This is a genomic window from Photorhabdus bodei, assembly GCF_003287735.1.
Lineage (GTDB): Bacteria > Pseudomonadota > Gammaproteobacteria > Enterobacterales > Enterobacteriaceae > Photorhabdus > Photorhabdus kayaii.
This window is the reverse complement of record NZ_NSCM01000004.1, coordinates 121,627-133,841: the sequence shown is the minus strand read 5'-3', so window position 1 is coordinate 133,841 and position 12,215 is coordinate 121,627. Positions and strand designations below refer to the sequence as shown.

Sequence of the window (12,215 nt, the reverse complement as noted above, 5' to 3'; positions counted from 1 at the left end):
CGCGATCCATCTTGAAATCCATTGGGTATAACTTGTTACTTCAATCAGTATCAAAAATACTTTTCAAACTTGACTAACACTTCATTCTTATTATAGGAATAGAGCCAATCAACATTACTACTATTTTTCCTAAATCGATAAGTAATTACTGGAGTTAAACCAAAAACTTCAAATTTAGGCATACTCACAATTGCCGCATAGAATTGTTCATTATCTTTACGACGTGCATTTAGAGGTATACTGTAATCACCAAATTGCCGCTGGCGCAATGCAGTAAATACTACTGCATTAATTCCCGGATACAATTGAGTGGAAATGCCTGCTCGCACGCCTTTTTGCTGATAATCATCCGCTTTTTCAACACTGGTTTTATTAACCCAATCACCACCCGCAAAGGTAATGGTTTGATCAGTTAAATAATAAGATAAGGTAGCATAAACAGAGCTCATATTACCGTCATGATGATTATAAAGTTTATGATAACGAAACTGCTTATATTCACCTTCCAAATTTAATGCCAGATTTTTAGATAGAATATTTATCCATTCTGATTTTATTCCCGTAGTACGATAACGGGAATGATTAGCAACATAATTAAATTCAACAACTGGCCCCATTAGGAAATCATCTCTTTGCGCTTTATAGCTATAACCCAAATAAGCAGAAGTGGTATTTTCATTTTCCTCACTGTGATGACGATAACTTTCTCCATAAGTCATCGAACGTAAAAAAACACCGTGGTGACCACTTAGTGGATATATCTTACGCAACGTAGCATCATAACTAATACCGTTTGCCTTCTTTGCCATAGGTAAATTACGTTCAACCGCGCACTTACCATTTTCATGATAGATAGTGCAAACAGGAGGCTTATCCGGCGACATATTCGTGTTATCGTTAAAGATATATCCCACGGAGAAAGATCCACGCCAGGAATTACGCAAATTAATCGCCTCCTGATAATTAGTTATATTCTTAATGACTGCTGGTGGTAACTTATTTTCATTATCGCGACTAACTGTTGAAATCTCATTAAATAGTAAACTGGCTTCTCTATTCTTTTGATTCTCATAATAGACTCTGGCTAACTCTAATTTAGCCCGGGTAAAATCAGGTTGTTGCTGCAAGATGGCCTGATAATGCTGTTCTGCTGCTACTAAGTCACCTTGTAAACGCGCCAAATTCCCCTGAGCAAAATGGACCAATTGGGTATCATGTCCAAGTAGCTTCTGATATATCAACAAAAAACGCTCGACATCCTGCACTTGTTGATGATTAATGGCTAAATAAAGCGCCTGGCCGATATCATTCACATTATTCTCAACACTGAAAATCTGACCATTAAGTACTATCGATAAATGATCCGTTTTTTTATTCACCGTTTCATCTGTAACCAGCGCTTTTTCTTGATCCTGTAAATTTCGTTGTACGTTATGCCACAATCTTCTACCGGTATCTTCATCTGCCAAAACCAAAGAGGGATAAATAAACAAGCAATTGATTAATATGGAAAAACGGATAATGGGTGTATTTAACATCGGAATATCACTGCTTCATAGTCGAGCCGATAAATAAACCAAATAAGACAAAGCCCATATGAACTTTGCCTTATTCAACTAATACAAATTCATATTATGGGTTTTTAGTTCCACCAAAGGCAGTATCTTTGCTATGGTCCGAAGCAAACGTAGCAACCCCTGCTAAACTAGCCGCATTATCACCAAAGAAATGCCCGCTGTTTGTACCGACAACATTTCCAGCAGTTGCCCTACCCGCAAATGAACCATCCGTTCTAATTCTGGAATTAATGTCAACGGTCAATGCGCTATTTGCTATTGAACCAGTAAGTCTTTTCTGACCGAAATCAGCAGTAAATGTCCCATGTAGGGCATTACTACCACTATATTGGTTAATCCCTTTAACCGTATAAGTCGCGATACCGCCTGTAGGTAAATTAGTGGTCACGTCTTTACCGGAATAATAGGCAGTATGAGTAGTATCATTTACTGCACCGGTTTGTGACCATTCACCAAAATAAACATCAGCATTAGCCACTTTACTAAAGTTGAATACCCCCATGCCTTCATGGCTACTCGAGCCTGGCACAGAAATCTTATGAATTCCATTCTCATCCGCTTTAACATATCTGGCAAGACCTGAGAAACTGGTAATACTACCTTTGCCAATAGATTTCACTCCAATCCCCGGCTCACCACCTGGAGTCGGATGGCCACCACTTCGTGGTTCAGTCACACCGACTCTAATACTTTGATTATTAGGATCAAATTTTTGCGTTTGCCCAGTACCAGGAACAGCAATTGATTGTGCTACTAATCCACATGTACCTAATACTGCAATTAACACTTTAACTTTGTTCATAGCATATTCCTTATGTTAACTAATTAAATGTTAGAGTATTGCTTATTACATAGTTTTAGTACCGTCCGAAGACTGCCGCGCATATTAACGCACTTTTAATAAAAAATGAAATGATAATCATTATCATAAAATAATTGTATCTACTTGTATAGAATGGCAATTAATTCAGCTAACTATTTAATTATTAAATAAATATTCACCATAACCTTAATATAATAATGGATATAATCTTAGATGAATCACCCAATAACGAATGTAAAAAAATCGACACATATAGATATATGAATGAGAAATTATTAATATTGTAAATTAATTATAATGTTATTGTTTATTTGGTAACTATTTGATGGAAAATTATCTATTTCACATTAATTAAGAACTATTTGACAATGAGAAATAAAAATCAAAAATATATATTCCATACAAATGATTTAAATAGGTAAAATTATTACTCCAGATATAAATATATTCATTCCGAGAACAATCACTAATATATAATTTACTAAATTCACTAAAATAAAAATATTACCAACATGACTTAAATCCTAACTAAACATTATCTTTCATTGATGAAAATTTAAATAACCACAGTCTTAGAGAGTAAATTTTCATTAACTATAATTTTTTACAAAACCAATGATCAAATGACAATATTGATACTCTTCTAACTCTAAGATTAAAGAGTTGAATTAAGTTATTTAAATAACTTAAGAAAAATCCCCTATCTCTCGACAGGGAATTTATGTGAACATGATAGTTTTTAGGTTAATATGAATATTATTCAGGCTCCTTATATCCTTGCTGGATCAGAATTATTTCCCAATGCTCTAAAATATATCTAGATTCTTCATCTCCCATATCAGCTATTTTCTGGAAATACATTTTCGCTTTCTCTAAATCCTGTGGAACATTACCGTCACCGTGTAAATAAGTAACAGCAATACTGTCATACGCTCTTATAAGGCCCAAACTACCCGCTCTTTCATAAAGTTCTATTGCTTTTTTCACATCTTGTTTATCTCTACCTTCATACTTATAAATTCCACCAAACCAATATAAAGCCAACATATGATTTCTATCTAATCTCAAAGCTTCCTCATAATAATACTTAGCCATTTTATAATCTCTTTCAGATCTTGCTAATGCACTATCGCTATATAAACGGCCAAGCAAAAAATTAGCATCTGCACTTCCTTTTTCTGCCAATTTTTCTAAGTTATGAAACTCCTCGACGGTTCTGGGTGTTTTCAGAGTAATTTCCTTATCCTCATAGTTCATTCCTGTAAACACTGTTTTCGGAATATATTTTTCTATATTTTCAGCATATACATTAGAAACCAATAAAACCATCATCAAAATAATATACTTCATGATATTGTCCTAAATTATTTACTAGAATATTCTGCGGCTGAATGAGATCACCCTGAATATTTTCAATGACCACATCACTATTTTGTTCTGTAAAATTTTCCAAAGAGCTGATTAATTTATCAATTTTATTATCCTGAGAAAAGTGACTACTTTCACCTTGTGTAAACCAAACATCAACAATATCTGTATTTCTGCCATCCTTCCAATTAACAGATGACGCCAAACCATGATAGTTCCCTTCAGAATCAAAATACTCAATTTCTTTATAGTTCAAATTAATAGATTCAATTCCAACTTCCTCCATACTTTTCAATTCACCTTGATCTGTATAAGCATCCCGGTTCTTATCTTGCCATATCTTTAGAGAAGACCACCATAAATCATTAGCATCCAATATACCATCCTTATTAGAATCCAAGTCTAGTAAAGCTTCAAAACCATTTTTCGCTTTCTCACCAGAAGAAAGTATGGTTTCCTCTCCAAATAGCTCGCTTCCATTGTTAATTATACCATCATTATTCCTATCAAGAACTAAAAAACCATCATTTTCATTTACCCAACCAGTCTTAACCTTATCTCCGTTACCCTCAAAATCAAATTTTATACCTGAATCAATGGAAATCGTCTTAACACCATCTCCATCAAGATCTATTACTATAGGTGTTCTATATCCATTAGCAATATGTTCTATGTATTCAGCAACACTATCAGGAGTAGATCCCAAGCTCAAATTTATTCCAGCATTTTCAGTCAATTCTTTAATAAAATGAATACAGTTAAAAGCTCCAAGATGATAATCTGGAGGAGCTATCTTTCCTTCTTTATAATCTTTAACTGTTTGGTAAAGTCTATCCACATTCTGATAATGTGGATAATTTCCTGAGATAATAGTCAGACTAGATGCCTCTGGATAATTAATAAAGTCATTAAAAGAAAGATTATCTTTTGGCGTCCAAATACTATCTCCAATACTTAACCCTATAGTAATTGATCCCAATCTACCAGTATCCTTATCATAACTTGTAACCGTCATAAAAACGTGACCAAATTTCGACGGAGCATCATTAAGTATTGCAGATCCTCTTGGGGCTGCATGGATAGTAACTGAATTAGGATAATATATAGCTTGACTCAGAGAATCTGAGTCTATCTGTGTGGTCATAGACATATCTTCTATTTTCTTAACAACGTAATGTTTAGGGGTATAATTTTTCATTTTCAATGAGTCTCTTTAGTCATTAGATTATTATTTAACAGAGTAATTTTGTAATGAATCCACTATCATCTATTTATAAATAGATGATTTCTCTCTTCATAACTTTAAGCTAATGGATAATAACGAACTTTATTTATATCATAATAATAACTCCTATATGTATTACATTTATTTTGAATAACAGTTTTACTGTCCATTCATCACTTTCAATAACATTGAAATCATTCCATAATAATATAATCATCCAAATAATAAATCAGTCAATTTATATTTAAATTACAAACTAAAATAAAAAATAACTAAATTAATTTAGAGCAGAAATATTTTCATCTAAATAAATATATATGTATGAATTTTATAATCAATGTACTATACCTGTCATCCTTCAAGTTGCCTCTTTGTTGGCTGCACTCACTCACCCCGGTCACATAGTTATCTATGCTCCCGGGGATTCGCTCCCTTGCCGCCGCGATGCATCTTGAAATCCATAAGGTATATATCATGTATAAATTAAGAAATTATTTGAGAAATCATTCCTCTCTGTCTAACCTTTAATATGATAAACAGCAAAATAGCGTTCACAAAAAGACCCAAAACCAACCCATACCAAAACCCGATAATTCCCATACGCTCGGTTACCCAGTCTGTCAAAGCCAAAATAAACCCTAATGGCAAACCCACTAACCAATAACCGAATAACGGCGCGTAAAATACCGATCGGGTATCATGAAAGCCTCGTAAAATACCGGATAAAGCCGCCTGACAAGAGTCAAAGAATTGGAACAGGCATAACAGAAAGATTATGTTAAGCGCAATCATTATGACGCCATTGTCGTTAGTATAGAGTGAAATAAATGAACCTGCGAAATAATAGATTAAAACACCAATAACTGCGGAAATAGATAAAATTAAAGCAATTGAGATCTTTATAGTACCTGTTAATGATGTTCTATCTCTCTTACCAATATAAGAACCGACTCTCACAGTTACAGCGGCTGCAATTCCCCCAGTTATGGTATAGATGATAGAGGTAATATTAAGCATAATATTATGCGCAGCAATGACTTGCGCCCCCAAAGGAGCAGCGGTTATCGCAATCACATCCAGAAAAACCATTTCAACAAAAAGAGCCAATCCACTTGGAATACCAATATAAAAAGTTCTAATCAAAGAATTATATTTTGGTAAACTGAAATCTGGCCTATATCGCCGATATTCCTTCTTTAGCAAAAAATAGATAACCAAGCATACAGCAATTAGATTATTAATAATTGCAGTTGTAATACCCGCGCCAATGCCTCCCATTTCTGGCAAACCCAGTTTTCCATAAATAAATATGTAATTTAATGGTATATTCAATAATAAAGCACCCGCAGACAAATACATTGCGATTTTTGTGTCTTCCAATCCTTGTAAAAATGAACGAAAAACATTAAATATCATAACACTAGGAACACCACAGGCTAGAGCAATAACATAGCCCTGGGTAATTTCTAAAATATGCTCATCGATGCCTATAAACGAAAGTAGCCAGCTAACTAACATTAATAAAAGAATTATTGGTATTGAAAGTATCACCGCCAGAAACAAGTAATTTTTAAGACTGTCTTTAATCCCTTCGTCATCATGTTGCGCTTTCTGCTTAGCTACATCTGCTGCCAGCATGATAATCGTCCCATATCCTAATACAAATATAGGAAACCAAATACTACTTCCTAATGTTACGGCTGCTAAATCAGCCGTAGCATAGTGACCAGACATCACAATATCCACAAAACTCATTGCTGTACGTGCTATCTGACTAACAATGATAGGGAAAGAGAAAAATAAAAGTTGTTTTAACTCCCGCCGGTTTGAAAACTTAGCCATAATAATCCTATTAATTTATTGGTTAGTGCCAATATTGATCATACTAACAATAAATTACGACCAAAATCATTTAAAAAAGTTTGAAAAAATCAGAACGATGAGTATACCTTCTATTTTCGTTCAGGCAACAGTGAAGAAATAAATTAAAGCAATCTAACGAAAACTAACTATTTCACAGAAATTTTTGTGATCTTTCTAAAAGATTGGATATTTATTTAAGTATTTTGTTTCAATTTTCTATTTTAATAGTTAATGTTACTTGGCTGAAATTATTGAAGTATTTTGTGATAACACCCACATTATTAAAAAATAAAGAGACCAGCATAGCTAAAGTAGATAATTAGTCACTTTTTCAAATTGTTTCTTTAATTAATAAATAATTAGCGGAAATATCATGTCTATACAGATATCTATTCTAATAGTTCATCAATCAAAAAGAGATATAAATCAAGTTCTTTGTGAGCAATTCCTTATGAACAATAGTAAGTCAGGCTATGGTTTTAACAAAAGCCGCTTACACCTATTAATGAAAGATATATGTCATCTTACCGTAAAAAAAGAGATCGAAAATGAAACCAGAAACTCTTGCTATCCACGGCGGATATTCCCCTGATCCAACAACCAAAGCCGTTGCCGTTCCTATCTATCAAACAACATCCTATGCATTTGACGATACCCAACACGGCGCCGATCTATTTGATTTAAAGGTTGAGGGCAACATCTATTCCCGCATTATGAACCCAACTAATGATGTATTAGAAAAACGGGTTGCTCTACTTGAAGGAGGCATCGCTGCTTTAGCGGTTGCATCTGGCATGGCGGCTGTCACCTGTGCGATTCAATCCATTGCCAGCGTTGGAGATAACATTATATCTGTTGCTAAGTTATATGGCGGCACTTATAACCTGCTAGCTCACACATTGCCGCGATTCGGGATTGAGACACGGTTTGCTGAACACGATGATATTGCAGCACTGGAGTCACTGATTGATGATCGTACCAAGGCGGTATTTTGTGAATCTATTAGTAACCCGGCCGGTAATATTGTTGATCTGAAAAAATTTGCCGAAGTCGCTCATCGTCATGGCGTCCCTTTAATTGTTGATAATACCGTCGCCACGCCTGTGCTTTGTCGCCCCTTCGAGCATGGCGCTGATATCGTTATTCACTCTTTAACCAAGTATATGGGAGGGCATGGTAACTCTATTGGCGGTATCATTGTGGACTCCGGCAATTTCCCCTGGAAAAAATATAAGCAACGGTTTGCTGTATTGACTACCCCAGATCCCTCCTATCATAACGTCATTTATACCGAGCAATTCGGTAAAGCGGCATTTATCGGGCATTGCCGTGTGGTTCCGCTACGTAATATGGGCGCTGCATTGTCGCCTTTTAATGCTTTCCTTATTTTGCAAGGATTGGAAACACTGGCATTAAGAATGGAACGTCATACTGAAAATGCACTGAGAGTCGCCCATTATCTGCAAGATCATCCTCAAGTTAGTTGGGTGAAATATGCCGGGTTGCCAAACCATCCAGAACATGAACTGGCTCAACAGTATGTGAATGGGAAGCCATCAGCGCTCCTCTCTTTTGGTATTAAAGGCGGACAACAATCCGGCGCGCGATTTATTGACGCACTAAAATTGATTGTGCGGCTGGTTAATATTGGCGACACTAAATCACTCGCCTGTCATCCAGCGTCAACAACCCATAGCCAATTAAATGATGAGGAGTTAATTAAAGCTGGTATATCACAGGATATGATTCGCTTATCTATCGGCATTGAACATATCGACGATATTATTGCTGATCTTGCCCAAGCTCTGGATGCATCAAAATAATTTAAAGTTGTCATATACCCTATGGATTTCAAGATGCATCGCGACGGCAAGGGAGCGAATCCCCGGGAGCATAGAAAACTATGTGACCGGGGTGAGTGAGTGCAGCCAACAAAGAGGCAACTTGAAAGATGACGGGTATATACCCCGTTCTCACGAACGGGGTCTTATTCATCGATCCTCACTGTTTTTTTCTACCTATCTCAATTATTTTTTCCTAATCCATGTTGTCGACTTTAATTACCTTTCATTTTTATTAATCAATATTAACACCATATTGAATGACTAAAACGAAAAGCATAGGGGTAATAAATTAAATCGGTAACCCCGTCGCCAATATTCGATAAAGTAACTCATATCTCCGTGACAAAAAGGGGAGGTCAATAATAGCTCTCGGATAAATAACGGTTATTCACGTCAAATATACAAGGAAAATAGATGAAAATTCAGTTAGCCTATACGTTGTTATTAAGCACATTGTTCAATGGATATGCTCTAGCACAGATCCCCAATGAATTCAGCCCTACACCTTCATTCGAAGATAATTTTAATGGCACTACGCTTAATACCCAAAAATGGGATTACCGTGGCTTGGGCGTTAGAAACAATTGTATTAATACTCAATCCGCCGTTATCGTAAAGAATGGTCATTTAACCATAAAAACCTATTCCGATAGCTCTTCTGGCAAACTACAGAATTATTGCGGCATGATCTCAACACAAAAAAGTTTTCTACAGTCATATGGTTACTGGGAAGCTGCTATCAGATTTAATCGTGCAGAAGGTAATCAAGTTGCATTCTGGGTCCAGTCACCGACAATGGGTCACGATTTAACAAATCCAGAAAAATCAGGTGTCGAAATTGATGTATTTGAACATTTAGCCGAAGCGAAACAGGATCAATACGATCACGCTATGCACTGGAATGGTTATGGCAGCGCTCATAAGGAGTGGTCAAAGAGATTGTACACCAGCAAACTTGCTGATGGTCAATTCCACAAATTTGCCGTGGCATGGACACCAAGAGGTTATACATTTTATGTTGATGATATTCCGCAAAATCTGTCGGGGTTATACCTTATGGATTTCAAGATGCATCGAGGCGGCAAGGGAGCGAATCCCCGGGAGCATAGATAACTATGTGACCGGGGTGAGTGAGTGCAGCCAACAAAGAGGCAACTTGAAGGATGACAGGTATAGATCAAGTTCCAATTTCAATCGCCAACCAATATATTATTTTAAGCTCCGAAGTACCACGCAATTATCCAGCACAAGGTTATGGCTCGATAAATAAAACAACCGCAACATTCGATGTTGATTATGTCAAAGTCTATCCGTATATCGGTAATAAGAAATAATCCTCGATCAGGAAAAGGGCAAACAAATATTGGCGTCCAATAATTGGACGCCATTTTCTCATTAGAATTTTACATCTATTTTCGCCCACACCGTCCGGCCGGGTTCATTCACTGAGGTATTCGCTGAATAACCAAAGGTGCTATTACCGGCAAGGTTAAGGTGTTCGCTGTATTCTTTATCCAAAATATTGTCGATGCCAGCGCTCACTTTGACATTTTTGTCAACCTTATAGGCAACGTTGGCCGAAAGTACGCCGAAACCTGAACTATCTTGAAAATCTTTGCCGACAACATTCCCCTGCCCCACGGCAATCCGATGCTGGCTGCTCACCAACCGCCACAAGCCGGTACTGCTCCAATCACCACGTTCATAGGTCAAGCCGAAGCGGGCTTCCAGAGGCGGGATCTGAGGCATCGGCTTGTTATCCGTCCGGTTTTCTCCCCAAGCATAGGCAAGGCTGGCATCCGTTTTCCAATGATCTGTCAATTGATAGCCAAAGCCCATTTCTCCGCCCATGATATTGGCATTAACGTTATCAGCTTGGCTAATACGGGCGTTTGTCGGGCTATATCTAAATAAAATGAAATCATTTACACGCCCTACATAGGCGGATACCCAACCATTAAAACGTTCCCCGGTATATTGAGCACCAATATCAAGCTGAGTGGTTTTCTCACTTTTTACCCCATCAAAAGCACTAGTACTCCCCATCGGACCATATGTAGGCGAGAACAGTTCCCAATAATCAGGGAAACGTTCAGTGTAACCAATACCGGCATAAAACATCATAGGCATATCAGCCAGAGTGTGCTCTAAACGCATAAAACCACTCGGCAAAGTATCATTACGCTCTTTTTCACTATTACCAGCAAATTTCTTTACTCGGCTGCGATCAAGACGGGCACCGGTTATCAATTCGCTCTGTTCTGTGGCAGACCAAGTTAGCTCACCAAATAGGCCATAGTTATAAAATTGAGCATCCTTTTGCCATACATTACCTGCTTTATTACGATGGGTATTGGTTTGCGTATCTGCGCCACTTTCCAATTTGAAGTCTTGCCATAGCCAGGTGCCCATGATTCGCCCTCCCACAACGCGACGATCCAGTTGCATAGACATACCGTGATTCATATTCATGTGCATACCACACATATGTTTACAACTCGAAGACGGCATACCCATTGACATGGCGCTATTCGGAGAACGCAAGGTTATATTGTCCATAATATGGTTGGTATAGTTGTAATAAACTTGGGCTTCAACCTTATCAAGCACCTCACCGAGGTTAGATTTCTCAAAACGCACACCGAGACTTTCACGTTTGAATTGCGAACCATCCATGCTACGTCCAGCATAACGAGCTTCTCCGTCCCCTTTTCCCGCGGTCAACTCAAGCAATGTATCTTTATCCGGAGTCCACCCTAACGCCAGATCACTATTCCATTTATCCCAACGTGAAGGAACGCGATACCCACCACCATCTTTGTAGTCATTTGAACGGGATTTATTTGCCATTAAACGTAAATATCCCAATTCATTGCCAATACTGGCATCCACATTGCCATCCCAACGGTCATTTGAACCCGTCAATCCACTGGCATTGATTTTTGCTCCCGGCTCATCAAATCGCGGATGTTCACGTTCAAACCTTATGGTCCCTGCTGAAGCACCGGCCCCCCACAATACCGTTTGAGGCCCTTTAATGACTGTCAGCAAATCATAACTTTCTGGCGAAATATAGGATGAAGGGGCATCCATTCTGCCGGGACAAGCTCCTAGCATTTCTGCACCATCAGTCAGGAGCTTAATTCTAGAACCAAACATTCCCCGAAATACTGGATCACCATTGGTGCCTCCATTACGGATTTGAGAAAATCCGGGTATGGTTTTTAAATAATCAGAGCCGTCACTTGCCGGAACCGGCTGACGGGGGGTTTTTGGCGAGGTGACAATTGACAAAGGAGAATGCAAAGGTGCTGTTACCGTGATCACATCACCATCATTGGTTTTTAAACCGTGCACATGATCACGTGAATCAGGTGAAGTTTCAGCCGCATAGCCATTAAAAGTCGCTAGCAGAAAAAGTGGCATCGCCGAACGGATACAATGGGATAGCCTATTTTTTTTATGAGAAGAATTTTTTTCGAACATCATCTTTCCTTAATGTGAATCCACCTTCC

The 12,215-nt window shown here is 37.6% G+C and carries 11 protein-coding genes; 4 read left to right on the top strand and 7 right to left on the bottom strand.

Features of this window, described 5'->3' with window-relative positions; translation table 11 throughout:
- Positions 1 to 50: 50 nt before the first annotated feature.
- From CKY02_RS04915 to CKY02_RS04895, 6 genes are all read right to left on the bottom strand, one after another.
- Positions 51 to 1,538 carry a surface lipoprotein assembly modifier gene (locus CKY02_RS04915; protein WP_112894442.1) on the bottom strand — a complete coding sequence of 496 codons (1,488 nt, stop codon included), beginning with the start codon at positions 1,536 to 1,538 and terminating at the stop codon, positions 51 to 53.
- A 94-nt stretch (positions 1,539 to 1,632) separates the two neighbouring features.
- Positions 1,633 to 2,379 (bottom strand): Slam-dependent surface lipoprotein, encoded by a 747-nt coding sequence (locus tag CKY02_RS04910; protein WP_112894441.1) that lies wholly within the window; start codon positions 2,377 to 2,379, stop codon positions 1,633 to 1,635.
- Positions 2,380 to 3,156: 777 nt separating this feature from the next.
- Positions 3,157 to 3,750 carry a tetratricopeptide repeat protein gene (locus CKY02_RS04905; protein ID WP_112894440.1) on the bottom strand — a complete coding sequence of 198 codons (594 nt, stop codon included), beginning with the start codon at positions 3,748 to 3,750 and terminating at the stop codon, positions 3,157 to 3,159.
- The gene (locus CKY02_RS04900) at positions 3,710 to 4,966 is read right to left on the bottom strand and encodes a hypothetical protein (RefSeq protein WP_112894439.1); all 1,257 of its coding nucleotides are present in this window, start codon (positions 4,964 to 4,966) and stop codon (positions 3,710 to 3,712) included. Before CKY02_RS04900 ends, CKY02_RS04905 begins: the two co-directional genes overlap by 41 nt.
- A 326-nt stretch (positions 4,967 to 5,292) precedes the next feature.
- Entirely contained in the window at positions 5,293 to 5,469 is a 177-nt protein-coding gene (locus tag CKY02_RS24335) for a hypothetical protein (RefSeq protein WP_162120088.1), read from the bottom strand.
- A gap of 7 nt (positions 5,470 to 5,476) precedes the next feature.
- The gene (locus tag CKY02_RS04895) at positions 5,477 to 6,835 is read right to left on the bottom strand and encodes an MATE family efflux transporter (protein ID WP_112894438.1); all 1,359 of its coding nucleotides are present in this window, start codon (positions 6,833 to 6,835) and stop codon (positions 5,477 to 5,479) included.
- 569 nt (positions 6,836 to 7,404) lie between these two features.
- Between CKY02_RS04895 and CKY02_RS04890 the strand changes: the two genes are divergently transcribed.
- The 4 genes from CKY02_RS04890 to CKY02_RS24330 all read left to right on the top strand — a co-directional run bounded on the left by CKY02_RS04890 (position 7,405) and on the right by CKY02_RS24330 (position 9,970).
- Complete coding sequence (locus tag CKY02_RS04890; RefSeq protein WP_112894437.1) at positions 7,405 to 8,679, top strand: bifunctional O-acetylhomoserine aminocarboxypropyltransferase/cysteine synthase; 1,275 nt, start codon at positions 7,405 to 7,407, stop codon at positions 8,677 to 8,679.
- Complete coding sequence (locus CKY02_RS23520; protein ID WP_146747388.1) at positions 8,666 to 8,965, top strand: hypothetical protein; 300 nt, start codon at positions 8,666 to 8,668, stop codon at positions 8,963 to 8,965. Before CKY02_RS04890 ends, CKY02_RS23520 begins: the two co-directional genes overlap by 14 nt.
- A gap of 149 nt (positions 8,966 to 9,114) precedes the next feature.
- Complete coding sequence (locus CKY02_RS04885; RefSeq protein WP_112894436.1) at positions 9,115 to 9,813, top strand: glycoside hydrolase family 16 protein; 699 nt, start codon at positions 9,115 to 9,117, stop codon at positions 9,811 to 9,813.
- Between the two features lie 4 nt (positions 9,814 to 9,817).
- Positions 9,818 to 9,970, top strand: coding sequence for a hypothetical protein (locus tag CKY02_RS24330; RefSeq protein ID WP_162120086.1), 153 nt, complete (start codon positions 9,818 to 9,820; stop codon positions 9,968 to 9,970).
- A 125-nt stretch (positions 9,971 to 10,095) separates the two neighbouring features.
- Here CKY02_RS24330 and CKY02_RS04880 read toward each other — a convergent pair whose 3' ends face one another.
- On the bottom strand, positions 10,096 to 12,189 hold the full coding sequence (locus CKY02_RS04880) for a TonB-dependent copper receptor (protein WP_420800720.1): 2,094 nt from the start codon (positions 12,187 to 12,189) through the stop codon (positions 10,096 to 10,098).
- Positions 12,190 to 12,215: the final 26 nt, after the last annotated feature.

Bases quoted from the DNA above. Each gene is read 5' to 3' on its own strand.
- CKY02_RS04900 (WP_112894439.1), bottom strand. From the start codon at position 4,966: ATGAAAAATTATACCCCTAAACATTACGTTGTTAAGAAAATAGAAGAT.
- CKY02_RS04880 (WP_420800720.1), bottom strand. From the start codon at position 12,189: ATGATGTTCGAAAAAAATTCTTCTCATAAAAAAAATAGGCTATCCCAT.
- CKY02_RS23520 (WP_146747388.1), top strand. From the start codon at position 8,666: ATGCATCAAAATAATTTAAAGTTGTCATATACCCTATGGATTTCAAGA.
- CKY02_RS04915 (WP_112894442.1), bottom strand. From the start codon at position 1,538: ATGTTAAATACACCCATTATCCGTTTTTCCATATTAATCAATTGCTTG.
- CKY02_RS04910 (WP_112894441.1), bottom strand. From the start codon at position 2,379: ATGAACAAAGTTAAAGTGTTAATTGCAGTATTAGGTACATGTGGATTA.
- CKY02_RS04890 (WP_112894437.1), top strand. From the start codon at position 7,405: ATGAAACCAGAAACTCTTGCTATCCACGGCGGATATTCCCCTGATCCA.
- CKY02_RS04895 (WP_112894438.1), bottom strand. From the start codon at position 6,835: ATGGCTAAGTTTTCAAACCGGCGGGAGTTAAAACAACTTTTATTTTTC.
- CKY02_RS24335 (WP_162120088.1), bottom strand. From the start codon at position 5,469: ATGATATATACCTTATGGATTTCAAGATGCATCGCGGCGGCAAGGGAG.
- CKY02_RS04905 (WP_112894440.1), bottom strand. From the start codon at position 3,750: ATGAAGTATATTATTTTGATGATGGTTTTATTGGTTTCTAATGTATAT.
- CKY02_RS04885 (WP_112894436.1), top strand. From the start codon at position 9,115: ATGAAAATTCAGTTAGCCTATACGTTGTTATTAAGCACATTGTTCAAT.